General features: G+C 68.4%; 29 protein-coding genes. 14 read left to right on the top strand and 15 right to left on the bottom strand.

Annotated elements, in window-relative coordinates:
• Positions 1-53 precede the first annotated feature (53 nt).
• A complete protein-coding gene (locus tag ASG64_RS12110; RefSeq protein ID WP_042574061.1) occupies positions 54-545 on the top strand; it encodes a YajQ family cyclic di-GMP-binding protein in 492 nt (163 codons plus the stop codon).
• A 1-nt stretch (position 546) separates the two neighbouring features.
• Here the strand turns inward: ASG64_RS12110 and htpX are convergent, their stop codons facing one another.
• Together htpX and ASG64_RS12120 are read right to left on the bottom strand one after the other, a co-directional pair.
• Positions 547-1,413 (bottom strand): zinc metalloprotease HtpX, encoded by an 867-nt coding sequence (htpX, locus tag ASG64_RS12115; RefSeq protein WP_056073831.1) that lies wholly within the window; start codon positions 1,411-1,413, stop codon positions 547-549.
• A gap of 70 nt (positions 1,414-1,483) precedes the next feature.
• Complete coding sequence (locus tag ASG64_RS12120) at positions 1,484-2,524, bottom strand: polyprenyl synthetase family protein (protein ID WP_056073833.1); 1,041 nt, start codon at positions 2,522-2,524, stop codon at positions 1,484-1,486.
• Positions 2,525-2,604: 80 nt separating this feature from the next.
• Here ASG64_RS12120 and ASG64_RS12125 point away from each other — a divergent pair, with 80 nt between their 5' ends.
• Positions 2,605-3,900 carry a geranylgeranyl reductase family protein gene (locus ASG64_RS12125; protein WP_082518411.1) on the top strand — a complete coding sequence of 432 codons (1,296 nt, stop codon included), beginning with the start codon at positions 2,605-2,607 and terminating at the stop codon, positions 3,898-3,900.
• A gap of 4 nt (positions 3,901-3,904) precedes the next feature.
• Here ASG64_RS12125 and ASG64_RS12130 read toward each other — a convergent pair whose 3' ends face one another.
• From ASG64_RS12130 to ASG64_RS12145, 4 genes are all read right to left on the bottom strand, one after another.
• On the bottom strand, positions 3,905-4,900 hold the full coding sequence (locus ASG64_RS12130) for a hypothetical protein (protein WP_056073837.1): 996 nt from the start codon (positions 4,898-4,900) through the stop codon (positions 3,905-3,907).
• A 62-nt stretch (positions 4,901-4,962) separates the two neighbouring features.
• Positions 4,963-5,667 carry a demethylmenaquinone methyltransferase gene (locus tag ASG64_RS12135; RefSeq protein ID WP_082042977.1) on the bottom strand — a complete coding sequence of 235 codons (705 nt, stop codon included), beginning with the start codon at positions 5,665-5,667 and terminating at the stop codon, positions 4,963-4,965.
• Between the two features lie 28 nt (positions 5,668-5,695).
• Entirely contained in the window at positions 5,696-6,844 is a 1,149-nt protein-coding gene (locus ASG64_RS12140) for a glycosyltransferase family 4 protein (protein WP_056074342.1), read from the bottom strand.
• Positions 6,845-6,917: 73 nt separating this feature from the next.
• Positions 6,918-7,370 (bottom strand): DUF3592 domain-containing protein, encoded by a 453-nt coding sequence (locus tag ASG64_RS12145; protein ID WP_042574126.1) that lies wholly within the window; start codon positions 7,368-7,370, stop codon positions 6,918-6,920.
• Positions 7,371-7,411: 41 nt separating this feature from the next.
• Between ASG64_RS12145 and ASG64_RS12150 the strand changes: the two genes are divergently transcribed.
• The gene (locus ASG64_RS12150) at positions 7,412-7,909 is read left to right on the top strand and encodes a DUF2505 domain-containing protein (protein ID WP_082518412.1); all 498 of its coding nucleotides are present in this window, start codon (positions 7,412-7,414) and stop codon (positions 7,907-7,909) included.
• Here the strand turns inward: ASG64_RS12150 and menD are convergent.
• Positions 7,906-9,516: a 2-succinyl-5-enolpyruvyl-6-hydroxy-3-cyclohexene-1-carboxylic-acid synthase gene (gene menD, locus ASG64_RS12155; RefSeq protein ID WP_056074344.1), complete on the bottom strand. Its 1,611-nt coding sequence runs from the start codon at positions 9,514-9,516 to the stop codon at positions 7,906-7,908. The two genes, ASG64_RS12150 and menD, sit on opposite strands and share 4 nt — an antisense overlap.
• A gap of 95 nt (positions 9,517-9,611) precedes the next feature.
• On the opposite strand from menD, the gene ASG64_RS12160 reads away from it, so the two are divergent.
• Together ASG64_RS12160 and ASG64_RS12165 are read left to right on the top strand one after the other, a co-directional pair.
• Complete coding sequence (locus ASG64_RS12160) at positions 9,612-10,205, top strand: flavin reductase family protein (RefSeq protein WP_056073838.1); 594 nt, start codon at positions 9,612-9,614, stop codon at positions 10,203-10,205.
• Entirely contained in the window at positions 10,202-11,254 is a 1,053-nt protein-coding gene (locus ASG64_RS12165; RefSeq protein ID WP_056073840.1) for an AbrB family transcriptional regulator, read from the top strand. Before ASG64_RS12160 ends, ASG64_RS12165 begins: the two co-directional genes overlap by 4 nt.
• A 60-nt stretch (positions 11,255-11,314) precedes the next feature.
• Here ASG64_RS12165 and ASG64_RS12170 read toward each other — a convergent pair whose 3' ends face one another.
• The 3 genes from ASG64_RS12170 to ASG64_RS12180 are packed head-to-tail and all read right to left on the bottom strand — an operon-like array spanning position 11,315 to position 13,427.
• Positions 11,315-11,758, bottom strand: a complete 444-nt coding sequence (locus ASG64_RS12170) for a DUF6918 family protein (RefSeq protein ID WP_042574070.1) — start codon at positions 11,756-11,758, stop codon at positions 11,315-11,317.
• Positions 11,759-11,812: 54 nt separating this feature from the next.
• A complete protein-coding gene (locus tag ASG64_RS12175; RefSeq protein WP_056073843.1) occupies positions 11,813-12,790 on the bottom strand; it encodes an o-succinylbenzoate synthase in 978 nt (325 codons plus the stop codon).
• Between the two features lie 25 nt (positions 12,791-12,815).
• Positions 12,816-13,427: a hotdog domain-containing protein gene (locus ASG64_RS12180; protein WP_056073845.1), complete on the bottom strand. Its 612-nt coding sequence runs from the start codon at positions 13,425-13,427 to the stop codon at positions 12,816-12,818.
• Between the two features lie 51 nt (positions 13,428-13,478).
• Between ASG64_RS12180 and ASG64_RS12185 the strand changes: the two genes are divergently transcribed.
• From ASG64_RS12185 to ASG64_RS12200, 4 genes are all read left to right on the top strand, one after another.
• Positions 13,479-14,387: a 1,4-dihydroxy-2-naphthoyl-CoA synthase gene (locus tag ASG64_RS12185; protein ID WP_442971135.1), complete on the top strand. Its 909-nt coding sequence runs from the start codon at positions 13,479-13,481 to the stop codon at positions 14,385-14,387.
• Positions 14,388-14,403: 16 nt separating this feature from the next.
• On the top strand, positions 14,404-14,766 hold the full coding sequence (locus ASG64_RS12190; RefSeq protein WP_056073846.1) for a VOC family protein: 363 nt from the start codon (positions 14,404-14,406) through the stop codon (positions 14,764-14,766).
• Positions 14,759-15,916, top strand: coding sequence for an o-succinylbenzoate--CoA ligase (gene menE, locus ASG64_RS12195; protein WP_056073847.1), 1,158 nt, complete (start codon positions 14,759-14,761; stop codon positions 15,914-15,916). The genes ASG64_RS12190 and menE overlap by 8 nt, the downstream gene beginning before the upstream one ends.
• An 89-nt stretch (positions 15,917-16,005) precedes the next feature.
• A complete protein-coding gene (locus ASG64_RS12200) occupies positions 16,006-17,151 on the top strand; it encodes a GAF domain-containing protein (RefSeq protein ID WP_156388365.1) in 1,146 nt (381 codons plus the stop codon).
• A 15-nt stretch (positions 17,152-17,166) separates the two neighbouring features.
• On the opposite strand, the gene ASG64_RS12205 is transcribed toward ASG64_RS12200, so the two are convergent.
• Complete coding sequence (locus ASG64_RS12205) at positions 17,167-17,358, bottom strand: hypothetical protein (RefSeq protein WP_056073850.1); 192 nt, start codon at positions 17,356-17,358, stop codon at positions 17,167-17,169.
• Positions 17,359-17,549: 191 nt separating this feature from the next.
• On the opposite strand from ASG64_RS12205, the gene ASG64_RS12210 reads away from it, so the two are divergent.
• The gene (locus tag ASG64_RS12210; RefSeq protein WP_056073852.1) at positions 17,550-18,419 is read left to right on the top strand and encodes a 1,4-dihydroxy-2-naphthoate polyprenyltransferase; all 870 of its coding nucleotides are present in this window, start codon (positions 17,550-17,552) and stop codon (positions 18,417-18,419) included.
• A 48-nt stretch (positions 18,420-18,467) separates the two neighbouring features.
• Positions 18,468-18,950, top strand: a complete 483-nt coding sequence (locus ASG64_RS12215) for an FBP domain-containing protein (protein WP_056073854.1) — start codon at positions 18,468-18,470, stop codon at positions 18,948-18,950.
• Between the two features lie 7 nt (positions 18,951-18,957).
• Here ASG64_RS12215 and ASG64_RS12220 read toward each other — a convergent pair whose 3' ends face one another.
• Complete coding sequence (locus tag ASG64_RS12220; protein ID WP_042574078.1) at positions 18,958-19,341, bottom strand: phage holin family protein; 384 nt, start codon at positions 19,339-19,341, stop codon at positions 18,958-18,960.
• A gap of 323 nt (positions 19,342-19,664) precedes the next feature.
• On the opposite strand from ASG64_RS12220, the gene pepN reads away from it, so the two are divergent.
• A complete protein-coding gene (gene pepN / locus ASG64_RS12225; RefSeq protein WP_056073859.1) occupies positions 19,665-22,130 on the top strand; it encodes an aminopeptidase N in 2,466 nt (821 codons plus the stop codon).
• A 3-nt stretch (positions 22,131-22,133) separates the two neighbouring features.
• Here the strand turns inward: pepN and ASG64_RS12230 are convergent, their stop codons facing one another.
• Positions 22,134-22,451: a DUF4229 domain-containing protein gene (locus ASG64_RS12230; RefSeq protein ID WP_056073861.1), complete on the bottom strand. Its 318-nt coding sequence runs from the start codon at positions 22,449-22,451 to the stop codon at positions 22,134-22,136.
• 216 nt (positions 22,452-22,667) lie between these two features.
• On the opposite strand from ASG64_RS12230, the gene ASG64_RS12235 reads away from it, so the two are divergent.
• Positions 22,668-22,877, top strand: a complete 210-nt coding sequence (locus ASG64_RS12235) for a BldC family transcriptional regulator (protein ID WP_042574081.1) — start codon at positions 22,668-22,670, stop codon at positions 22,875-22,877.
• A 130-nt stretch (positions 22,878-23,007) separates the two neighbouring features.
• On the top strand, positions 23,008-23,214 hold the full coding sequence (locus tag ASG64_RS12240) for a hypothetical protein (protein WP_042574082.1): 207 nt from the start codon (positions 23,008-23,010) through the stop codon (positions 23,212-23,214).
• A 24-nt stretch (positions 23,215-23,238) separates the two neighbouring features.
• Here the strand turns inward: ASG64_RS12240 and ASG64_RS12245 are convergent, their stop codons facing one another.
• Both ASG64_RS12245 and ccsB read right to left on the bottom strand, forming a co-directional pair.
• Positions 23,239-24,369, bottom strand: coding sequence for a MinD/ParA family ATP-binding protein (locus ASG64_RS12245; RefSeq protein WP_235579579.1), 1,131 nt, complete (start codon positions 24,367-24,369; stop codon positions 23,239-23,241).
• Between the two features lie 21 nt (positions 24,370-24,390).
• Positions 24,391-25,368 carry a c-type cytochrome biogenesis protein CcsB gene (ccsB, locus tag ASG64_RS12250; protein ID WP_056073863.1) on the bottom strand — a complete coding sequence of 326 codons (978 nt, stop codon included), beginning with the start codon at positions 25,366-25,368 and terminating at the stop codon, positions 24,391-24,393.
• Position 25,369 lies beyond the last annotated feature (1 nt).

Below are 25,369 nucleotides of genomic sequence, written 5' to 3' on the forward strand. Positions count from 1 at the left end.
CAGGACGCGATACCGTCGTCGCAGTACCGATCGCTTATCCAGGAGGATTTCCCGTGGCCGATTCGTCGTTCGACGTCGTGAGCAAGGTCGACCGCCAGGAGGTCGACAACGCGCTGAACCAGGCGGGCAAGGAACTGGCGACACGCTTCGACTTCCGCAACACCGGGGCCTCCATCGAATGGTCCGGCGAGGAAGCCGTCGTCATCACCGCCGACGCCGAGGAGCGCGCAGTCGCCGCGCTCGACGTGTTCAAGGAGAAGCTGATCCGCCGCGACATCTCGCTCAAGGCCTTCGACGCCGGCGAGCCCGTGCAGTCGGGCAAGACCTACAAGATCACCGGCACGCTGGTGCAGGGCATCACCACCGAGAACGCCAAGAAGATCTCGAAGAAGATCCGCGACGAGGGCCCCAAGGGCGTCAAGGCGCAGATCCAAGGCGAGGAACTGCGCGTCAGCAGCAAGAAGCGGGACGACCTGCAGGCCGTTCAGCAGCTCCTCAAGGGCGAGGACTTCGGCATCGCCCTGCAGTACGTCAACTACCGCTGACTCAGGTGTAGGGCCCGACCATGCGCTCGAGCCGGGCGATGCGCTCCTCCATCGGAGGATGTGTGGAGAAGAGCTTGCTCGCCCGGTCTCCCGCACGGAACGGGTTGGCGATCATCAGATGTGACTGCGCGGTCAACTGAGGCTCGGGGGGCAGTGGTGCCGCCTGAGTGCCGCTCTGCAGCTTCCGCAGCGCGGATGCCAGGGCCAGGGGGTCGCCGGTCAACTCGGCGCCCGACTGGTCCGCCTGGAACTCCCGCGAGCGGGACACCGCGAGCTTGACCAGCGACGCCGCGACGGGCCCCAGCATCGACACGAGCAGCAGGGCCAGCGGGTTGGCGCCCTGCCCGTTCCCGCGTCCGCCGAACATGTTGGCGAAGAAGGCGAAGTTGGCGAGCCCCGACACGACTGCCGCCATGGCACCGGCCACGGACGAGATCAGGATGTCCCGGTTGTAGACGTGCGAGAGCTCGTGGCCCAGCACCGCGCGCAGTTCACGCTGGTTCAGCAGCGCCAGGATTCCGGTGGTGCAGCACACCGCCGCGTTACGAGGATTGCGGCCCGTCGCGAACGCGTTCGGGGCGTTGGTGGGGCTGATGTACAGGCGAGGCATCGGCTGGTGCGCCGCAGTCGCGAGTTCGCGGACGACGGCGTAGATCTGCGGGTACTCGACCTCGGTGATGGGCTGCGCGTGCATCGACTTCAGCGCCAGCTTGTCGCTGTTGAAGTACGCGTACCCGTTCATTCCGACCGCGAACAGGACCGCGACCACGAGGATCGTCGAGTTCTGGAACAAGGCTCCGATGAAGACGATCAGCGCCGACATCCCGACCATCAGGCCGAACGTCTTCAGTCCGTTCGCGAACTTCATCGTCTCTCGCCGTACCTCTCGATATCAGGGTTCTCCCTGACAACGCACGAGGTGGCGCGGGTAGTTCCCGTCAGCTGATGCGGTCGACGGTGTACTGCACCAGCCGGCGGAGAGCGTCGTTCGCCGGTCCCTGCGGGAGTGCGTCGAGTTCGGTGAAGGCGCGCTGGGCGTAGGTGTCCAGCGTCGCGCGGGCCTGGCTCATACCCGGCGACCGGCTGAGCAGTTCGAGTGCTTCCGCGACGTCCGAGTCGTCCGTGACGGGGCCGCGGAGCAGGTGCCGCAGGCGGTCGCCGTCGTCGCCCTCGGCGCGCAGTGCGAACAGCACGGGCAGGGTGTGGACGCCTTCGCGCAGGTCCGTTCCCGGCGTCTTCCCGCTTTCCGACGCGACGGACGAGATGTCGATGATGTCGTCGGAGATCTGGAAGGCGGTACCGACGGCGTCACCGAGCCGTTCGAGGCGCTCGATGTGCTCGGTGTCTCCGCCGGAGAACGTTCCACCGAAGCGGCCGCTGGTCGCGATGAGCGAGCCGGTCTTCTCCCACACCGTCGTCAGATAGTGATCGACCGGGTCCTGGTCGGGCTTGCTGCCGATCGTCTCGCGCATCTGGCCCGTGACCAGCGCCGCGAACGTCTCGGCGATGGTGCGCACCGCGGACGGACCCAGCGTCGAGACCAGACGCGAGGCGTGGGCGAAGAGGTAGTCACCGGCGAGGATGGCGACGCTGTTGCCCCAGCGTGCGTTGGCACTCTCGACGCCGCGCCGCATGGCAGCTTCGTCCATCACGTCGTCGTGATAGAGCGTCGCGAGGTGCACCATCTCGAGGACGGTGGCCGCGGTGACGATGTCGGGACTGGACGCGTTGGGTCCGAGCTGCCCGGTCAGCACCGTGAACAGGGGGCGGAATCGCTTGCCGCCGGCCTTCGCGAGGTGCAGTGCGGCTTCTGTGAGGAAGTCCTCACCGTCGGACAACTCACGAACCAGGAGGTCTTCGATCTCCGCCATGGATGTGCGCACCGTCGCCGCGAAATCGGCATCTCCCAGGTCGACGCCCGCCACCACGGTCGAACTCGTCGTACCCGCACTCGTGTCGGTCACCGTGCCCGCACCCATTTCCGTCGTCCGATTGCCCACGCTGCGCCGCGCACGGCGCCCTGTCCGCCCCCAACCTATCCTGCCTGCAAGATGGAAGGATGACCGATGGACTCCGACAAGGTGTGACGCCGACGGCACACACGTCCGCCGCGCCCGACACCGCCGGCTCGGACCTGGTCACGGACGTTCTCGTCGTCGGTGCGGGCCCGGCGGGGAGCGCTGCCGCGGCGTGGGCCGTCCGCGGAGGGCGCGACACCGTGCTGGCCGACGCCGCCGTGTTCCCGCGGGACAAGACGTGCGGCGACGGTCTGACGCCGCGCGCCGTCGCCGAACTCGACCTCCTCGGACTCGGTGAGTGGTTGCGCTCCCGCGCGGTCAACCGCGGACTCCGCCTCACCGGCTTCGGCCAGGAACTGACGCTGCCCTGGCCGGGCGGCTCCCTCCCGGATGTCGGCAGCGCGGTCCCGCGGACCGAACTGGACGACCGCATCCGCCGCGTCGCCGTCGAGGCCGGCGCCACGATGGTCGAGGGCGCCAAGGCTGTCGACGTGGTGATGAGCGGTGACCGCGTGGCACAGGTGATCTTCGAGACGTCGACGGGACGAACGTCCGTCACGTGCCGGACACTGATCGTCGCCGACGGCGTGCGCTCCCCCCTGGGCAAGATCCTGGGCCGGACGTGGCATCGCGACACGGCCTTCGGCGTCGCGGCACGGGCCTATGTCACGAGCGACCGCAGCGACGACGAGTGGATCACCTCGCACCTCGAACTGCGGGACGCGGGCGGTGTGCTGCAGGCCGGGTACGGGTGGGTCTTCCCGCTCGCGACAGGTGAGGTCAACGTCGGGGTCGGCACCCTCGCGACGTCGAAGCGTCCCGCCGCGGGAGCCCTGCGTCCGTTGCTGGATCTTTATGCGTCGCAACGGGAGTCGGAGTGGGGTCTCACCGGCGGAGTCCAGCGCGTGCAGTCCGCGCTGCTTCCGATGGGCGGCGCCGTGTCCACGGTGGCGGGCCGCAACTGGGCCCTGATCGGCGACGCGGCCGCCTGCGTCAATCCTCTCAACGGAGAGGGAATCGACTACGGCCTCGAGGGCGGCAGACTGATCGCCGAGCACCTCGGCGACGCCGACCTGACGGAGGTCTGGCCCACCGTTCTCCGGGAGCACTACGGGCAGAGTTTCTCCGTCGCTCGACGCCTGGCCGGCCTGCTCACCGTGCCGCGGTTCCTGCCCGCCACCGGACCGGTGGGCATGCGCTCACGGACGATCATGACCGTGGCCGTGCGGGTGATGGGAAACCTGATCACCGACGCCGATCACGACGTCGTGGCGCGTGCATGGCGCGCCGCCGGCACCGCGTCCCTGAAGGTCGACGACCGCCCGCCGTTCATGTGACCGGCTAGCGACGGAAGGCGTAGACGACGGTGCCGTCGTCGAGGCGCACTCCCTCGCGGTCCCGGAAGCCGCACTCGAGTGTCGCGACGACCCGCTGCAGCAGCGGCACCCGCGCCTCGTCGCCCAGGTCGGCGTGGACGGCGAGGGAGAGGTCGGCTCCGTAGAGCGCCAGGATGGCCTCCACCGAACCGGCGAGGGACGGATCCTTCGACTGGTAGAACGTGAACCGGTCGGCTTCCATCGTGTAGTCGCGCTCGTTGCCGCCGGCGAGAACGCTCACCCCGTATTCGACGAGGTACTCGACCATCCGCCGCTCGGTCGCGCCGAAGCCGATGGAGCGCTGATCGGGTGACAGGGTGTCGACGACGCGCTTGGTGTCCATGATCAGCAGGCCGAGGTCACCGGCATCGAGCAGGCCCAGGTCGGCGCGCATCGCATCGCGCAGCAGGCGCTGGATCTCGATGAGGAAACCGTGTTCGCGGTTCAGGCGTTCCACGGCCGGACCGGGCATGGCACCGGTGGTGGAGTAGGGCACCAGGACGCGGAGATCGAGCGACATCAGCATCTCGAGCAGCGGTGCGACGCGTTGACGGGCGACGACCACGGTGATGGTCGAGACCCGGAGGAGTTCGCGGTACGCGTCCTCGACGGCCTGTCGGCCGTCGTCGGGTTCGGAGCCGGCGGGAAGCTCGTCGTGCATCCCGGCACCGACGCCCGCCGTGCGGCGACGGACGGCCTCGATCCAGGCAGCCTGGAACGTCGTCAACGCGACGGACAGTTCCTGGTAACGCTGTGTGACCTGGTCACGGACCAACGACGCCTCGACGCTGTCGCGCCCGGCGTCGTGGGTGAACTCGGAGCGGATGGTGCGCAGTTCGCGTGCCCGGCGCGTCTCACGGGTGAGGTGCATCCGCGTGGTGCCGACGGCCCACCCCGCTCCTCCGGCAGCGACGGCCGATGCAGCGAGGGTCGCGTAGGGAAGCCAATCCGGAACAGGCATGCGCAAAATCATGCCGTATCAGCACGCTTGATCGAGACCTATGCGGACGTTTTGTGCATTTGTCAGTCGATCGGCTTCACAGCGCTGTGCAACGTAACTACGCCGCCTGTGAGGTTTCGCCACTGGACGCGTCCCCAACCGGCAGATCTCATACGACCGGCGAGCTCGGCCTGGTCGGGCCAGGCACGAATCGACTCCGCCAGATAGACGTACGCATCCGGATTGCTGCTCACCGTCCGGGCCACGGCCGGGAGCGCCTTCATCAAGTACTCCATGTAGACGGTGCGGAACACCGGGAACACCGGCGTCGAGAACTCGCACACGACCAGGCGCCCGCCCGGCTTCACGACGCGCAGGATCTCCCGGAGGCCGGCGTCGTGGTCGGAGACGTTGCGGAGTCCGAAGGAGATGGTGGCGGCGTCGAAAACGTCGTCGCCGTACGGCAGGTGCATCGCATCGCCCGCCACCATCGGGACCTCGCGAGAGAGGCCGGCACGCAGCATGCCCTTCGAGAAGTCGGTCGCGACGCACCATGCACCGGAGCGTCCCAGCTCCTCGGTGGACACACCGGTTCCGGCCGCGAGGTCGAGCACCGTCTCGCCGGAGCGCAGGCGCAGCGCGTCACGAGTCGCACGGCGCCACCCGCGGTCCTGCCCGAAGGACAGAACCGTGTTGGTCACGTCGTACCGCTTGGCGACTCCATCGAACATGGAGGCGACGTCGTGCGGTTTCTTGTCCAGTTGAGCTCTGGAGCCATGTGCTGCCACACCTGAACAGTACGTGTGCTCCGCCCACCTAGGCCGCGGTAGTGCGGCGGCTCACCGCGGACGTGCCGATGACGTCCTCGTAGTGCCCGATGAGCTGGTTGCACAGCACGGGCCAGGTGCGATGCAGCACCGACTTGCGGGCGGCCGCGGCGAATCTCGCGCGCGTCGTGGGATCCGCGAGAGCCCGCATCGCGCTCGGGAGAAGTTCCTCGTAGCGCTCGACCGGGAGCAGGTACCCGTTGCGGCAGTGGCTGACCAGATCGCGCGGGCCACCGGCGTCGGGACCGATCACCGGCACACCGCTCGACAAAGCCTCCTGCACGGTCTGGCAGAACGTCTCGTGCTCACCCGGATGCGCGAACACGTCGAACGACGCGTACGCCCGTGCAAGGTCGTCGCCGCCGAGTTGACCGAGGAACACTGCCGACGGCATCGCCCGCTCGAGGCGCGCGCGCTCCGGTCCGTCGCCGACCACCACGACCGTCACACCCGGCATACCGTCGAGGACGGCGAGACGTTCGACGTGCTTCTCCGGTGCGAGCCTGCCCACGAACCCGACGACCAGGGAGTCCGCTCCCCCGGTCCAGCGCTCCCGCAGCTCGGCACTTCTCGCCGACGGGACGAATCGCACGGTGTCGACTCCTCGGCCCCATCGATGCACCCGGGGGATACCGTGCGCCGCCAGAGCGTCCATCGCCGACGTCGACGGCGCGAGCGTGCGGGCACTGCCCTTGTGGATGCGCCGGGTCCAGGCCCAGCAGGCGCGGGCGGTCAGTCCGAGCCCGTAGCTCTCGGCGAAGCCTGCGACATCGGTCTGATAGACGGCGACAGCCGGGACGTCGAGCCGTCGTGCTGCCGCGAGCCCACCGGCGCCGAGCGAGAACGGCGATGCCAGGTGGACGACGTCGGGACCGAAGGACCGCAGCGCAGCCGTCATTCCCGGGCTCGGCATGCCCACCGGGAGAGAGCTGACCTTGGGGACCATCACCGACGGCACCCGCAGCACGGGGAACGACCCGTGCGAGGTGGGTGCGGACGGCATACCGGCCGGGGTGTCGGGCGCCACGACCATGGCCTCGTGTCCGGCGGATTCCGCGTGTTCGAGGACCCGGAGTATCGAATTGGTGACACCGTTGACCTGGGGCAGGAACGATTCGGCGATCACGGCTATGCGCACACCGTGCACTGTTCCGGTCTGCGGCGACCGCGACGCGATGCGAACGTTACGGACGGGCGAACCGCGGGCGAACCTATGTCTGTGCGCGCTCTCGTCGGCGGATCAGGAGCACCGACGGCCCCGCGATCAGCCACGCCACGACGATCACCGACAGCGCCGGAACCACCGCCACCGACGCATCACGACCGGCGACCCGCACCAGATCCGGATCGCTCCGGGAGTACTCGACGTCGATGCGTTGGCCGGCGATCAGGTTGGTCGGGTACAGCACGCCGAGTTTCGGGTTGTGCATCTCGCCGTCGGGAGTGACGAAGCTGACCGCGGAGCGCAGTCGTCCGGCGGAGAGCACCTCGGCGGTGGCGACACCCTCGTCGGAGGAGATGGTGTGGTCGTTGCGCCAGGCCGCCAGCACCAGCAGAACCGCGAGAGCGGAGACGACGGTCGCGATCACCACGAGCACGGTGGGCAGTCGACGCCGCGTGCGGGTCGAGGGGCCGGGAGCCCGTGATTCGGCGGCGAGGTTCACCAGCACAGGCTAACGATCGGCGGCAGGTAACCTCGTCCACCATGGGGCGGAAATTCGATTTCACCGAAGACTTCGATGTCACACCGGAGCGGGCTCACGCCGCGCTGACCGATGATGCGTTGTGGGACAGGCGAACCAAGGAGGTGTCCGATCACGCGAGCGTGGAGTACACCCACCGTCCGGACGGCGGCTTCGATGTCGTCATCTCGGAGGGAGTCGGCGCGTCGGTGCTGCCCGGGTTCGTCCGCAAGGTGATCCGCGGTGATCTGGTGATCACCCGCAAGGACAGTTGGGGGCCGCTGAAGGGCGACCGGGCATCCGGCACCCTGGAGGGCGGATCGACCGGCTTGACCTCGAAGGTGCGCGGGACCTTCGAACTGGTTCCCCACGGCACCGGATCGCGCCTGACCCTGAAGGGAACGGCCGAGGTGAAGGTCCCGTTCGTCGGCGGCAAGATCGAGGGCATGGTCACCGAGATGATCGGCAAGATGGTGCACTCGGAGAGCAAGCAGGCACGCGAGTACCTCGCCGAGATCTAGAGCGTCGCGCGGATCGACGCGTGCAGGTCGCGCAGCCCCGACCGATCCGTCGTCACCTCGAGAACACGAGTTCCCTCGGCGTGACCGGTGAGTTCCTTCGCTAGAGCGTCCGTGTCGACGCGGCGATGCGGGATGCGATACGCCGCACACAGCGCTGCGAGGTCCATGCCGTGCGGGGTCCCGAACACTCGCTCGAACACGCCCGCGTACTGCGGATCGCCCTGCTCGAGCAACTCGAAGATGCCGCCGCCGTCGTCGTTGGCCACGACGATGGTCAGGTCCTTCGGGCGGGGCTCCCCGGTGCCGATCAGCAGGCCGGACGCGTCGTGCAGGAACGTCAGGTCGCCCATGAGCGCGATGGTGCGGCCGTCGTGGGCCAGTGCTGCACCCACGGCGGTGGACACGGTGCCGTCGATACCCGCCACTCCGCGGTTCGACAGCACTCGGACGTCCTCGGCGGGATATCCGACCAGCGCCATGTCGCGCACCGGGTTGGACGCCCCCAGGACGAGCAGGTCACCGGGGCGGCGCGCGGACGACACCGCGGCCGCGACGTGCAGACCGGTCGACGTGCCGACGCTCTCCAGCATGGAGTGGACGGCCGCGTCGGCGGACGACGACGCCTCGGCGCACCGACGGATCCAGTCGGGGGACGGCTCACCCGAGACGAGTGCGCGCGTACCGGTGGCGAGGACGTTGCCCGACACGTCGGGCCAGCGCGGACCCGTGGTGAGCGCGATGACGGATACCGCTGGGTCGGCCAGCACCTTCGACACCTGTCGGTGCAGTGTGGGGCGCCCGGTGATGATCGCCTGACGCGGTGACAACGCACCGAGTGCCAGCGGGTTGAGAGGGTGACCGTGCATCGGCGCCGTCGGTTCGGCGACCGTGGGAAGGCCGGCGAGCTCCGGACGGTAGGCCGCACCGTGGCCCGAGATGACGACCGTGTCGGGTGTCAGATCCAGATCGACCGGCACGTCGAGCGTCGCGTACTGGGTGGTGGTCCACGGCGCGCCGTCCGGGCGACCCTCCGGCGCGGGCCGACCGTCGGACAGGTCCGGGGTCAGGGGCTCGCGCAGCGGCATGTCGAAGTGGACCGGGCCCGCGTTGCCGGATCGAGTTCCACGGGCCGCGGCGAGGACGCGGCAGACGGCGGATCGCCACTGGCTGTTGACCTGGTCGGACTCCTCGGCGAGCCCGAGGCTGATGGTCGCACGCACCTGACCGGCGAACAGTCCGAGCTGCTCCACGGTCTGGTTCGCACCGGTCCCCAACATCTCGTAGGGGCGGTTCGCGCTGAGCACCACGAGCGGCACTCGGGCGTAATTGGCCTCGAGCACGGCGGGCCCGAGGTTGGCCACCGCTGTTCCCGACGTCATCACCACGGGCACCGGACGACGCCCCGAGACGGCGAGTCCGACGGCGAGGAAGCCGGCGGTTCGCTCGTCGATACGCATGTGCAGGCGGACGCGACCGGCGCGGTCGGCGGCCTCGAGCGCGAACGCGAGCGGCGCGTTCCGCGACCCGGGGCACAGCACGACGTCCTGGACGCCGCCGCGGATCATCTCGTCGACGACGACGACGGCTTGAGACGTGGACGGGTTCACCATTTCAGAGTGTCACAAATGCTCCACTCGCCTCACTGATCGGCCGGCCTCCAGCGGCGCAAGAGCGGTCCACCGGGCGGTGGCAGGATGAACAGGTGCGCACACACTTCGATCCGCAGACCATGGACGCCGGCGACTACTACAAGCTTCTCACCACGTCAGTGGTACCCAGACCCATCGCGTGGGTGTCGACAGTCTCCGCGGACGGCGTGCCGAACCTGGCGCCGTACAGCTTCTTCTCCGTCTCGTCGAGCGCACCCGCCGTGGTGCAGTTCACGTCGGTCGGCCGCAAGGACAGCCTCCGCAACATCGAGGAGACGGGCGAGTTCGTCATCAACCTCGCGACCGAGTCGTTGTTCGAGCAGATCAATCAGACGTCGGCGAACTACGACGCCTCGGTGAGCGAGTACACGGCCGTGGATCTCGAGAGCGAGCCCAGCGAGACCGTGCGCCCGCCGCGTGTCGTCGCGTCCCCGCTCTCGATCGAGGCGACGCTGCACCAGGTGGTCGAGGTGGGCAACTCGTTCGTCGTCATGGGCGCGGTCACGATGATCACGGTGCGACCGGAGTTCCTCGCGGAGGACGGGTTGCCCGACTTCGGCGCCCTCGCACCCCTGAGTCGGCTCGGCCGCGACGAGTGGGGCATGCCCCCGGCCGTGCGACGGATCCAGCGCCCCGACAGGCCTTGAGTCCGGCCGTCGACCGGTCCCGCGCCGGCCGCTGGGTACTACTGGCGCTGGTCACGGCCGTCGTGGCCGTGCTGGCGGATCGCGTCGGGGTGCCGTCGGCTGCTCTGTTCGTCGCGCTCGCCGTCGCGACGGTGTTCGCGTTGTGCAACAGAGGCCCCGGCAAGGTTCCCCGGCCGATGTCGATGGGTGCGCAGGCGATACTCGGCGTCGAGATCGGCACCCTGCTCGACCGGGACACGATGTCCTCGCTCGGGTCGGCCTGGATCTGGGTTCTGGTGGTGTCCCTCGGCACGCTGCTGCTCTCGATCGCGGCCGGCGCGCTGCTCGGATTACACCGCGACCTCGATGCGACGACCGGCGCGCTCGCCCTGGTGGCCGGCGGGGCCTCGGGCATGGTCGCGATCGCCCGTGATCTGGGCGGCGACGAGCGCGTGGTCGCCGTGGTGCAGTACGTGCGGGTTCTGCTGGTCACCGCGTCCCTGCCGTTCGTCGCCACCGTGGTGTTCTCGGCCGACACGGGCCAGGGCGGATCGCCGATCACGGAGTCGGCTCCGCTATGGGCCGACGCTCTCTTCATCGCCGCCTGCCTGCTGGTGGGCATCCCGTTGGGGCGACTCGTTCGACTCCCCGCACCCGCGCTGCTCGGCCCGCTCATGATCTCGGGCGCCGCAGACCTGCTCGGCTGGACGGGCGGTGCGGGCGTCCCCTTCCTGCTGCTCCAACTGGTCTACATCGTGATCGGGTGGCAGGCCGGTCTGCAGTTCACCCTCGACAGCCTCAAGTCCATCGGCCGCATCATCCCGTGGGCGGTGCTGCTGATCGTCGCGATCGCGGTGGGCTGCGCTCTGCTCGGATTGATCCTGGTCGGCACCACCGGCATCACGCCGTACGAGGCCTACCTCGCGACGACGCCGGGCGGCATCTATGCCGTGCTGGCCCTCGCCGCGGCGAGCAACGTCAACGTCACGTTCGTCGTCGCGGCCCAGGTGCTGCGGGTGTTCCTGATGCTGCTGGTCGTCCCGCTGTTCACCCGGGCACGCGGGCGGTGACTGCAGGACGGTGCGCCGAGCCGCGGATACCGCGGTTCGGCGCACCGGGCGCTGTTCGGATCAGGCTGCGTACTTCTGCACCAGAGCGCCGACACGGGGCAGTGCCTCGGTGACGTTCTTCTTCGCCGACGGACGCAGCGACGAGTACGCCTTCTTGATGGTGGACTTGCTGGTCTCGTCGATGCGCGCATCCGTCACGGACAGCAGCGCGTCGGAGGCCGCGTCACCGTTGGCGACGAGGTAGTCCCCGAACGATCCCGTCGGGTTCGCCGAGTACTGCGCCCAGAAGGGGTCGAGCTTGTCGACGAAGCTCGGCCACAGCTTGGCCACGGCGTCGTCGATCACGTTGGGGCTGATCTTCTTGACGGCGCCGTACGCGCCCTTGACCGCGAGGCCGGATGCGCCCTTCTTGTCCGACACCTCCGCGTCGATCAGTGTGCGCACGTCCGCACGCACGGCGGATGCGTTGGTGTCGTCGAGGAGAGTCGTCTTCAGAGATGCCACGAAACAGTCCTGTCGTCGGGGAAAAGGAGGTGAACCGGTCACGAAGTCGGTATGTCACCGGTCGGCCGCGACATTACAACAGCGTTCGAGGCGCGCCATCCACCACCGACGACGCTCCTCCGACGCAGCCAGTGCATCCAGCCGAACCGGATCCGGGACGACGATGTCGGCGCGCAATCGGCCGTCGACGAGCACGCGTGGTTCGGCGACGTCGTCGACGAACAGTGCGCCCGTTCCCAGTCCGCAGGCCATCTCCGACTGCAGGGCCGCCGCCGCCGCGAGACCGGCGCTCATCCCGACAGCGGAATCGAGTGCGCTGGACACGACCACCGGCACGCCGTACTCGGCCAGTTCCTCGGCGAGCGCGAGGACGGCGCGCATTCCGCCCAGCGGCGGAACCTTGACCACGGCCACGTCCGCGGCCCCGGCCCGCACGACCCGCATGGGGTCCTCGGCGCGCCGGATACTCTCGTCGGCCGCGATCGACACCCCGCGCACCCGGTCGCGCACCTCGGCGAGTTCCTCGACACTGGCGCACGGCTGCTCCGCGTACTCGAGGTCACCGTTCTCGGTCAGCGCCCGCAACGCGGTGACGGCCTCGTCGACGGTCCAGCCGCCGTTGGCGTCGACACGCACGGTGGGGACCAGGTCGCGCACCGCCTCGACGCGCGCCACGTCGTCGGCAAGAGACTGCCCCTTCTCCGCCACCTTGACCTTGGCCGTGCGGGCACCGGGGTAGCGGGCCAGCACATCGGGAACCTCCGCGGCGGGAACGGCGGGGACTGTCGCGTTGATGTCGACGAACTCCCGCAGCGCGGTGGGCGGCCCCTGCCACGCCGTCTCTATGCCGGCGAGCAGCCACGACGTCGACTCGATGTCGTCGTACTCGGTGAACGCGCCGAACTCGCCCCATCCGGCCGGGCCCTCGAACAGCATCACCTCGCGCGTGGTGATGCCGCGGAAGCGCGTCCGCATCGGCAGGGAGAGCACACGCGCGGAGGCGGCGATCTCCTCGAACGACGGCAGCGTCATCGGTGCCCGCGAAGCGGCCGGGATGTCACTGCTGGCCGGGAAGGAGTTGGACCATCAGGGCGTTGCTCTCCGCCAGCAGTTTCCCGTCCGTGTTCTTCAGCGTCGCCTCGATGAACGTCTTGCGACCCTCGACATTCGTCACGTGGCCCTCGACGACCAGCGGCACGTTCAACGGAGTCACTGCGCGGTAGTCGATGTGCAGGAACGCCGTGCGGCTGATCGGTCGGCCGTAGGCGCGTTGGACGAGCCCGAACAGGTCGTCGAACAGCAGGGGAAGCGTGCCGCCGTGCGCCGCACCGTTGCCACCGAGGTGGAACCGTCGAAAGACACCGGTGGACCGCACCCCGTCCGGACCGTACTTCTCGATCGTCCACGGGAGCATCAGCAGACTGCCCCGCCCGGGGAGTCGGAGCGAGCGGCCTGCCGGTGATCGGCCTTCGGGCACGACGTACGGCGCCATGGTGGCCGCCAGCTTCTCGGCCTGGTCCGCGGCCAGTGCCAGCTGGTCGTCGGGCAGATCGGTGGACACCGCCAGGTCCTGGATCGTGCGGAGGGCTTCGATCAGACGGCCGTAGTCCGGCCCGGGCGTGGCCGGCGTGAATTTCGGGAAGCCGCCTTGCGGAGAATCCTCGGTCATCGCACGACGGTAACGCGGAGTCCGGATCCTCCCGTCGTTAGGCTGTCGAAGGTGACCGATGAGACCTCGCCGTTCCAGCCCGACCTGTGGACCGCGGTCCCCGGCTTCGAGGACCTGGTGGACATCACCTACCACCGCCACGTGACCGACGGGACCGTGCGCATCGCCTTCGACCGCCCCGAGGTACGCAACGCGTTCCGCCCCGGCACGGTCGACGAGCTGTACCGGACCCTCGATCACGCGCGGATGACGTCCGATGTCGGCGCCGTCCTGCTCACCGGCAACGGCCCCGCACCGAAGGACGGCGTGTGGTCCTTCTGCTCCGGGGGCGATCAGCGCATCCGCGGTCGCAGCGGCTACCAGTATGCGAGCGGTGACACCGCGGAGACCGTCGACAAGGCACGCGCCGGACGGCTCCACATCCTGGAGGTACAGCGCCTGATCCGCACGATGCCGAAGGTCGTGATCTGCCTCGTCAACGGCTGGGCCGCGGGCGGCGGACACAGCCTCCACGTGGTCTGCGACCTCACGCTCGCGAGCCGTGAGCACGCCCGGTTCAAGCAGACGGACGCCGACGTGGGCAGCTTCGACGGCGGGTACGGCAGTGCGTACCTGGCGAAGATGGTGGGCCAGAAGTTCGCTCGCGAGATCTTCTTCCTCGGCGATACCTACACCGCCGAGGACATGCACCGGATGGGTGCGGTCAACAAGGTGGTCGACCATGCCGACCTCGAGACCGTCGCGATCGAGTGGGGGCGCACGATCAACGGCAAGTCCCCGCAGGCGCAGCGAATGCTCAAGTACGCGTTCAACCTTCAGGACGACGGTCTGGTGGGGCAGCAACTCTTCGCCGGTGAGGCGACGCGCCTGGCATACATGACCGACGAGGCCGTGGAGGGTCGCGACTCGTTCCTCGAGAAGCGTGAGCCGGACTGGTCTCCCTACCCCTGGTACTTCTGAGAGGCGATGCACTGCCATGGAGGTATTGGCAAGCCGGATCATTCTGCGCCCGAGAGAGTTCGACGAGGCGCTGCACTTCTACCGGGATCAGCTGGGACTCGGCATATTCCGTGAGTACCCGGGCGGCGTCGTGTTCTTCGCAGGGCAGTCGTTGATCGAGGTCGCGGGACACGGCGAACGGAAAGCGGGAGCGACGATCCTGCTGCAGGTGCGTGACGTCGAGGCGACACGCGCCGAGTTGGAGGCGGCCGGCGTCGAGATCGTGCGGCCCCCGACGACCGAGCCGTGGGGACTGACGGAGATGTGGATCGCCGATCCCGACGGCAATTCCCTGGTCGTGGTCGAGGTTCCGCCCGGTCACCCGCAGCGCCGTGGCTGATCTGACGGTACTGCCGGTGCCCGGCGGCGAGGCAGTGCTGGAACTGCTCCCGCATCTGCGGTCCGTGCTCGACGGGACAGCGGCTCCGGCGCTTCCCGTCCCCGCCGACGACGTCCGCGAGCAACGCCGGCTCGTCGACGCGCTCGCGCCCGGCACGCCGATCGATCCGTCGACGGCGATGGTGCTGGCCACGTCGGGATCGACGGGAATCCCCAAGGGGGCGTTGCTCACTGCCGACGCGTTGCGGGCGAGTGCCGCCGCGACCCACGCGCGATTGGGTGGTCCCGGACGGTGGCTGCTGGCTCTGCCCGCCCACCACATCGCCGGCATGCAGGTGGTGTTGCGCTCGCTGGCCGCGGGATTCGATCCCGCCGTCGTGGACGTGCAGGCGGGTTTCGACCCCGCCGACCTGACGCGGGCGATCGCGTCGATGACCGGTTCCCGCCGATACACCTCGCTGGTGCCCACTCAGCTGATCAAGGCGCTCGACCACCCGGACGCGGTGGCGGCCCTGGCATCCCTCGATGCGGTCCTGCTCGGCGGCGCCGCCACACCGGCTCCTGTGCTGGCGCGGGCGGTCGACGCGGGAATCAGAGTCGTCCGGACGTACGGCATGACCGAAACCTGTGGCGGCTGTGTCTACGACGGTGTGCCGCTGGACGGTGTCCGCGTACGCCTCGACGACGGACGGGTAGTACTCGGCGGCCCGACGCTGGCGAACGGGTATCGAGGCCTGCCCAGTCACCCCGCATTCGCCGAACCCGGATGGTTCCGGACCGACGACCTGGGTCGACTCCAGGACGGACGGCTGCAGATCCTGGGCCGCCTCGACGACGCCATCACCTCGGGTGGACTCACCGTGGTGCCGCGAGTGGTCGAGGAGTCCGCGGCGCGTGTCGACGGCGTCGCGGAGTGTGTCGTGGTCGGTGTGCCGGACGAGCGACTGGGCGAACGCGTCGGCGCGCTGGTGGTGCTGCGTCCCGGGTCGAGCGCGACGGCGGAGTCGATACGGGAGAGTGTCGCCGCCGACCTGGGTGCCGCTGCAGCGCCCCGGCAGGTGGTTCTGGTCGCTGCGTTGCCGCTCCGCGGGCCGGGCAAGGTCGACCGCACCGCTGCCCGGCGCCTTCTGAGCGAGTCACGCAACCCCTGACCGGGGGTCATTCGATTGAATGACAGCAGGTCAGCGTCTGTGTCCACCCGAGCAGGCGGACCCCGCCTCGGACAGCACGGTCGGTAGGCTTGTTCAGTACATCCGGGTCGGGTTCGGAGGCACACGTGGACAAGGCGGGGCGCGCGACGGGGACACCTCCCGACGCGCACGACGGATGGATCGTCGTGGAGACTCTCGCCGAACCGATCGACGGTGGAGCACTGGGCACCGTCGTCGCGAAGGACGGCAGAGCAAAAGAATGGACGGCCCTTCAACGGTCCGTCCCCAACAAACGTGTCGCGGACGCGGCACGCGCCGTCGTGGCCTCGGTCGTCGAGACCGGCGTCGAGACGTCGGTGTCGGTACCCGGGATGCGCGTTCCGTTGCGCGCCGTTCCCGTCGCCGGTCCCAGCAGAGCGGTACACGGGGTACTTCTCTACGTCGGCGACGACGCGGATGCCTCGCCCCCCGACGTGACCGGGTGGGACTGGACCTCCGCGGACCGGTTGTTCGAGTACACGACCGAGATGGACCGGATGGTTCCTCGCGAGTCCGGGCGCGGGCCGTCGGCGACAGCGTTCGAGTTCTTCGACAAGAACGAGGATGCCGAGAGCGCCATGTATCTGATGGTCGCCCTGTTCGACGCCGACCCCGGAACGCGGTGGGACGGCGCCGTCACTCTGCGGACGTCGAGGGGACCTCGACCGCTCCGCATCGCTTTGCGCACCGTGCACGACGAGGCGTCCCGGGACGACAGGATCACGCACGGTCTCTCTATCGCACTGCGGGACGACGAATTCGTCTCCCCCGGACCGTCGTTCGAGGCGTTCGCCCTCCGCTCACTGACCCGTGACTCGCCGACCGCTATCGCCTTGATCGACGCGGAGAGAGTGCGTCTGACACGGTGGCTGACCGAACCGGTTCCCGACATCCTGTGGAAGGGACAGGTGGATCAGCGCGACACCCCGCACCCCGAGGACATCGCACGGATCGTCTCCGCCTATCGACACATGCACGAGTGGGTGGACCGGAAGGTCGAGATCCCCGGCGTTCGACTGCGACGCGTCGACGGCGGGTGGACCGTGGTCGACCTTCGCGCCACTCGCATTCCGCACGAGCGATTCCTGATGGTCGAGTTCCAACCGGTCGGGTTCTCGTCCGAGCCGGATCCGGTACCGGTCACCGACACCGGCTACCCCGGCAGGGGGCCCCGCCCGTCCGACCGCAAGCGGTGATCGCGGTTGCGGTGCTTACAGTCTCGGGATACCGACCCGTGCGGCGAGGCACCGCTCGAGGTCCTCGGTGACGGCCCAGGCAGTGTCGAGGTCCCCATCAAGAAGCAGGGTGCGCTGACGGGCGGTCAAGGCGCGGATCGAACGATCCAGTTCGTCGGCGGTCATGGCCGATACTGCGTCGGCGACCGTGGTGCTGAAGCTCTCCATCGAGTCATCCCCGGGGTGTGACAGGGAGCCATTCGTACAGCTCCGCGCGTGTGCCACGTTCACGGTCGACCACGACAGACCTGTGAGTAACCCTCGAGGCGAGGGTGCTGGAGGAAGTGTAGGCCACGGTTCCGACCCCCGACAACCGCACCGAGCACGTCGCCGAACTCCCGGTGCGGGATGATCCCCTCATGGCGACAGCAGCACAGTGGATCGAAGGGGCGCGGCCGCGCACCTTGCCGAACGCGATCGCACCCGTCGTGGTGGCGACCGGAGCGGCGGCACAACTCGCGGACGTGACGTGGTGGAAGGCGCCGGTGGCGCTGATCGTCGCCGTGGCACTGATCGTCGGAGTCAACTACTCCAACGACTACTCCGACGGCATCCGCGGCACGGACGACGACCGCGTCGGACCGCTGCGACTGGTCGGCTCGAAGGTCGCTACCCCGTCGTCCGTCCGCAACGCCGCGATCGCATGTTTCGCCGTGGCCGGTGTCGCCGGACTCGTCCTCGCCCTGACGACGGCGTGGTGGTTGGTCCTGATCGGCGCGCTCTGCATCGGCGGCGCCTGGTACTACACGGGTGGCTCGAAGCCGTACGGCTACAGCGGTCTCGGCGAGGTCGCCGTGTTCGTCTTCTTCGGCTTGGTCGCCGTACTGGGCACCCAGTTCGTGCTCACCGGACGCGTCGACCTGGTCGGGCTCGGATGCGCCGTCGGGATGGGCTCGTTCTCCAGTGCGGTGCTCGTGGCCAACAACATCCGCGACATCCCCACCGACGCCGAGTCCGGCAAGCTGACTCTCGCCGTCCGACTGGGAGATGCGCGCAGTCGTGGACTGCACGCCGCGCTTCTCGCCGTCCCGTTCGTCGTCAGCCTGGTGCTGATCGTCGCGTCACCGTGGGCCGTGCTCGGTATTGTCGCCTTCCCGCTGGCGTGGCGTGCCAATGCGCCGGTACGGGCACGCAAGCACGGCATGGAGCTGATCCCGGCTCTGCGCGACTCGGGGCTCGCGATGCTCGTGTGGGGCGTTGCCACCGCGGTGGGCCTGTTCCTCGCCTGAGCGGAAAAGCCGTTGCTCCGGCTCACGACCATCCCCTACGGTCGAGGCATGGACCCCGTGACCGAACCGGACATCCGGGCGTCGTTCGTCAACTGCTCGAAGGGTGACGCCAAGCGTCTCCCCGTACCGAACGACCTCGACGACCGCCCGTGGGACGACCTCGACTTCCTCGGCTGGAGCGACCCGGACTACGCGGGTCGGAGCTACCTGGCCGTCCCGCAACCGGAGGGGCTCGTCAGCGTCGCGTTGCGCTCGGAGACCGGATCGCGCACGTCCCAGATGTGCAGCGTCTGCACCACGGCGCATCAGGGCGGAGGCGTGTCCCTGATGGTGGCGCGCAAGACCGGGGAGTCGGGTCGTCGCGGCAACACCGTCGGCATCTACATGTGCACCGACCTGGCGTGTTCGCTCTACGCGCGCCGGCTGAAGTCGCCGAAACTCGGCCGTCAGTACCGCGACGACACTCCGGTCGAGGAGCGCGTCGAGCGCGTGCGCACCACCCTCACCGCGTTCCTCGCTCGGCTGTCCTGATTTCGGGTCAGCGACGCCGATCGGGGACCAGGCCGCCGAGAACCCAGTTCACCAGCGAGATGATCACCGCGCCCCAGAACGCGGCACCGAATCCGTCGACGGTCAGGCCGTACCCGGTGCTGTCCGTGATCGCCGCGGTCAGCAGCAGCATCAGGGCATTGATGACGAGCAGGAACAACCCCAGCGTCACCACGATCAGCGGCAGCGACAACAGTGCGACGATCGGTTTGACGACGGCGTTGACCAGTGTGAACACCGCCGCGATGCCGATGAGCACCACGATGTCCCAGCCCTGACCCCGACCCGAACTGGCGATGTCGATGCCGTCCACCCAGCCGGCGGCGAGCCAGATCGCGAAGGCCGTGACGATCAATCTGAGCACCAGGATCATGCGGCCATGATCGCATGCGGGTCGACGATCTCGGGGCTGTCACCGTGCCCGATCGTCCACACGTCGAGGTGATCGACGGGATCCCGTCGATTCGGGTGAGTTGTGGACGGTCAGGCACGGCCGAGTGCACGTGAACGCACATTTTCGCGCCGCAATCTGCGGATCGGCAGAATCCGGCGCGATCGGGTGGCTTCACGTGCACCCAGTGCCCGATCGTCCACACGTCGAGGTGATCGACGGGATCCCGTCGATCCGGGTGAGTTGTGGACGATCAGGCACGGCAGGGGTGCGCGCGGCCGATCGAGTGATGTTGGAATGGTCGGGTGAGTACTGCCAACCTGACCCGATCCGAGACCGCCCATCGCTCCGACGTGGTGTCCGACGTCCGGTACGACGTCGCGCTCGACCTCACCGATGCCCGGACCGCCGCCGAGTTCCCTACGGTCACCACCCTGACCTTCGCGTCGCGCGAGTCGACGACGTGGCTGGACTTCCTGGGAGCCGGCGTCGATCGCGTCCTCGTCAACGGCGCCGAGATCCCCGTCGACTACGACGGCGCCCGCATCGCGGTGCGGGACCTTCTGTCGCACAACGTCGTCGAGGTGCATGCGCGGGGGAACTACAGCAGATCCGGCGAGGGTCTTCATCGCTTCGTCGATCCCGCGGACGGCGAGACGTACCTCTACACGCAGTACGAACCGGCCGATGCGCGTCGGGTGTTCGCGAACTTCGAACAGCCGGACCTCAAGGGACCGTTCACCTTCCGAGTCGCCGCACCGCCGGAATGGACCGTGTTGTCGAACGAGCGGATCGAGTCCGAGGACGGCGCCACCCGCGTGTTCGCCGCGACGAAGCCGATCTCCACCTACATCACCGCCGTCGTCGCGGGGCCCTACCATCGGGCTCGATCGCGGTACGAGCGAGGCGACCTCGTCATCGACCTCGGCGCGTACTGCCGGGCGTCGCTCGCCGACCATCTGGACCACGACACGATCTTCGAGGTCACGCGCGCGGGTCTCGACTTTTTCCACGAGAAGTTCGACTATCCGTACCCGTTCGGCAAGTACGACCAGGTCTTCGTTCCCGAGTACAACCTGGGCGCGATGGAGAACCCGGGATGCGTGACGTTCACCGAGTCGTACGTGTTCCGCAGCGCCGCGACCCGCGCCCAGTACGAGCGACGCGCCAACACGATCTTGCACGAGATGGCGCACATGTGGTTCGGCGACCTGGTGACGATGACGTGGTGGGACGACCTGTGGCTCAAGGAGTCCCTCGCCGACTACCTGGGCGCGTACGCATCGGTGGCGGCGACGGAGTTCACCGGCGCGTGGGTGTCGTTCGCGAATCGTCGCAAGGCGTGGGCGTACTCCCAGGACCAGCTGCCCACCACGCACCCTGTCGTCGCCGACATCGTGGACCTCGAGGCGGCGAAGTTGAACTTCGACGGCATCACGTACGCGAAGGGCGCCAGCGTCGTCAAGCAGTTGGCGGCCTTCGTGGGCGACGACGCGTTCTTCGCCGGAGCACGCGCGTACTTCCAGGCCCACGCGTTCGGGACGGCGACGTTGACCTCGCTCCTCGACGCCCTGTCCGGCGCAGCGGGGATGCCCCTGGACGACTGGTCCGCCGCCTGGCTCGAGACGACCGGCGTCTCGACCATTTCCTACGACCGGGCGACCGGCGTCCTGTCGCAGACCGATCCGCGACCGCAGCGACTCGACATCGCCTGCCTGCAGCCGGATGCCGACGGTCAGCTGGTCGACGCCGACCCCGTCTCGGTGCACATCACCGACGCGCACACCACACTCGATCTACCCGACGCGGCGGTGATCCTGCCGAACGACGGCGACCGCACCTACGCCAAGGTCCGCCTCGACCCGGCATCCCTCGAGACCGTGACCGCATCGCTCGATCGTGTGCCCGACGATCTGCGTCGCGGACTGATCTGGTCGTCGCTGTGGAACGCCACGCGTGACGCAGAACTGCCTGCCGCGACGTTCGTGTCGCTCGCGACGCGGTTCGCGCCGACCGAACGCAACGCCGGCATCCTCGGCGCCGTCCTCGCCGACACGGCCGTCGCCGTGGAGCGCTACTGCGCCGACCGCGAGCAGGTGAGACCGACGTGGACGGCCACGACGCTCGACCGGCTCTCCGCCGCCGCCGCGGGAAGCGACGCGCAGCTCGAATGGTTCCGCGCCTTCGCCGCGGCCGCCGCGCACGACGACACGTCGGCGTCCGACGTGCGTGCGCTTCTGAGCGGGGACACGACGATCGACGGACTGGCTCTCGACGCCGAACAACGCTGGTCGTTGTGGTTCGCTCTGGCCGCGACGGGTTTCGCCGACGTATCCGAGTTGGACGAGGTGCTGGCATCGGACCGCACGGGCGCCGGCGAGGTGCAGTACGCCGCGGCCGTGGCGGCGCAGCCCTCCGCCGAGGTCAAGGCCGACGTGTGGGCGACCCTGACCGGGCAGAAGAGCACCGGCGCGGGTCCGAGTAACGAGAAGGTCGGCGCGATGGTCCGCGGGTTCACCGCGGGCACGTCACGGCATGCGATCGAGCGCTTCGACGACGAGTACTTCGATCTACTCGAGACGTTCTGGCGCGAGAACAGCATCGAGATCGCCCGACGACTCGTCATCGGGCTGTTCCCGCAGACGGAGTCCACGGATGCCGCGGACGCGTGGCTCGCGGGGCATGAATCCGCTCCGGCAGCGCTCCGGCGATGCGTCGTCGAACAGCGGGATCATCTGGCGCGCGCCCTCAGGGCGCGGGCCGCCGGGTAAGGGCTACTCGCCGCGCAGGCGGGACTGGAGGTCCTCGCGGTCGCGGCGACGCTTCTCGTCCACCGCGGCGATGTCCTCGTTCACGCGGCGCCGCAGGGTCTTGAACAGCACCAGCGACAGAGGGAACGCGACGACCAGAGCGAACACCATCGCCACGAGCAGCGGAATCTCCACACCGATCGCGTTCGCGCCGAAGAAGATGATCGCGGCGACGACCGCGATCAACCCGAGCCGAGCCGCTGTGTAGAGCGCGAGGTCGCGGGCGAGCTTTCCCTTGGCAGAACCACCGGGCGAGCTGTCTGGTGCGACTGATTCCGTCATAGCCCCAGGCTACCGGCCGCGCCGAGCACGTCGTCGACAGCGGTCACGGGCACTCGGGGAGCCACATGTCGTATCCGATTTGTCCATTACCTCCCCTTTACCAACACGAGAAGAGTCGAGTACCCGGGGGTCTCGATGCCACCATGGGCACCGAGGACGCGGACGAACCGCCCGCGGCCGATCGAGACGAAGAACTGTGTCCCTTGGAGGATCGCGATGAGTGCACCGGCATACACACCCACACAGGAGAACCTGCTCACCCCGGGCCAGGTGGCCGCACTCTTCCATGTCGACCCCAAGACGGTCACGCGGTGGGCCCACGCCGGCCGCCTCGGATCGCTCCGCACCCCGGGTGGTCACCGCCGCTTCCGCGAGTCCGAGGTCATGCAGCTTCTGACCTCGCTGACCACCGAGGCTCATCGCTGACGTCCGTCGTCCGCACCCCCACTCCCGAGTGACCACTCGGGCATCGTCGGAAGATTCTCAGGATCTTGCGATGTCGACCCGAGTGCCCTGACGCGCCACCACGACTACGCTCGGTAGTGGAGGTACGAAGATGATCTATCTGTTGGCACTGATCGGGCTCGCGGTAGTTGTCGTGCTCCTCTGGAAGTCGTTCGGCCCCGCTGCCGAAGCTCCCCGAGGACGCGTCACAGGACCGGACGACGACCCCGAATTTCTGTGGAAGATGAACAAGAACAACAGGTCTCGCGGACCGGGCCCCGACCGCCCCGATGCGGGAACCACCAGTTCTACCGAGTGACACCGCAGGGACAGCGCATGACCGTCACCGCTTGACGAAGAGCGGGAACTCGGCGGTCATCGCTGCCGCTGTCTCCAGGAGCGCCGTGCGCGTCGCGGGTGCCATCGCGTCGAGATCCACTTCTGCGCCCTGAGCGAGATGCTCGTCGTACGGAATGACGCGCACTGCCCTGCATCGCTGCCCGAAGTGGTCGACGATCTTCGAGACGTCGATGGCCTTCGTACCGGGCCGCACCATGTTGACCACCGTGAGCGACTGCTCCACCAGATTCCGATAGCCGTGCGCATCCAGCCAGTCCATCGTGGCGGATGCGCTGCGTGCGCCGTCCACCGAACCCGAGCTGACGATGATCAGGCTGTCCGCGCTGCGAAGAATTGCGCGCATCGCCGAGTGCAGCAGGCCCGTTCCACAATCGGTGAGGACGACGTTGTAGAACCGTTCGAGGATGCCGACGGCCGACTCGTAGTCGTAGGCGTCGAAAGCCTCCGACATCGCCGGATCCGATTCCGATGCGAGCACCTCGAGCCGATGGTGGTTCTGCGAGGTGAACGCTCGGATGTCGCTGTACTTGTTCGAATCCCGCGCATCGCGCAACAGGTCTCGGACGGTCTTCTCCGTCTCCAGCGGAACACGGGAGCTGAGCGTTCCACGGTCCGGATTCGCATCGACCGCGATGACACGATCGCCCCGCACCGCCGAGAAGGTCGAGCCGAGTGCCGCCGCGATCGTCGTCTTACCGACGCCGCCCTTGAGGCTCAGGATCGCGATCCGATGGCATCCACGCAGCGGATTGTCGACCTGCCGGATCAGAGCGAGCCGACGCTGTTCCTTCGCGCTGTTGCCGACGTTGACCCGGCCGCCCGTGACGTCGAAGAGCACCCGACGCCACCCGCCGGTCGGCGGGGGCGGCGCAGCACGCAGCAACCGTGATGTGGACAAGTCGTGAGCCGACGGTGGCGGTATTACCGGCTCCTGCGGCATAGGCGCTACCGACGGCGGAACCGAGTACTGACTGTCCGGGCTCGCATAATCGGCGGCCTGATAATCGGGTGGGGTGTAGCCGGCAGCGGGCGCCGTGTCGGCGTCCTGCTCTCCGAAGTGCGGCTCCCCGAGGTGCGGTCGGTCCGACCATCCGTCCCAACGATCATCGGTCACGTCGCGCCCCCGCTGTAGAACTCAGTTCAAGCCGGCGTACGAGTGCAGACCGGAGACCACCATGTTGATGATGAACAGATTGAACAGCATGGCCACGAAGCCCGCGACGTTGATCCATGCCGCGCGGGTGTTCCGCCATCCCGACGTGGCGCGGGCGTGCAGGTATGCGGCGTAGACGACCCAGGCGATGAACGACACCGTCTCCTTGGGATCCCAGCCCCAGAAGCGACCCCAGGCGGCTTCCGCCCAGATCGCGCCGAGGATGACACCGGCTCCGAACAGCGGGAACCCGATGATCGTGGTCTTGTAGGCGAGCCGATCGAGCGTCTGGGCGTCGGGGAGACGCTGAGCGAAGCGCGCCAGCGCACCGGAACCGGCACCGTCCTCGGTTGCCGGGAAGCGCATCCGCAGCAGGAAGAGCAGCGACGCCACACCGGCGACGAGGAAGATGCCGCTGCCGATACTGACGATGGTCACGTGGATCGGCAGCCAGTACGAGCGCAGTGCCGGCACGACGGGGGCCGCGTCCGCGTAGAGAACCGTCGCGGCCAGGAACATCAGGATCATCACCGGCACGACGACGAAGATCAGCGTCGGGCGCATCTTGCGCAACGCGACCACGGAGGTGGCCGTCGCCGCAGCAGTCGCCATGGTGACGAACTCGTACATGTTGCCCAGCGGGAACCGGTCTGTGGCGAAGCCGCGCAACACGATGGAGGTGACGGTCAGCAGCAGACCCAGCACGACGAGCGCGTAGCCCATGCCGCCGTAGCGCTCGGACATCGGGCGCTTGGGCGCCTCCTCGATCCGGCCGGGCCCGGTGGGCCGCAGCGGCGCCTTGCCTGCCGGGACGAGCTGCTTCTCGGCTTTGCGCTCCGAGGCGGTCACGGTGAGCGTCGCGTACTGCGCGATCAGGAACACCGCCGCGAGCAGATAGACACCGAACGCGGACCGGAACGACCAGTCACTGAACTGTGCGAGTGTGGCATCGATCGGCATG

Source organism: Rhodococcus sp. Leaf247 (genome assembly GCF_001426185.1).
GTDB lineage: Bacteria > Actinomycetota > Actinomycetes > Mycobacteriales > Mycobacteriaceae > Rhodococcoides.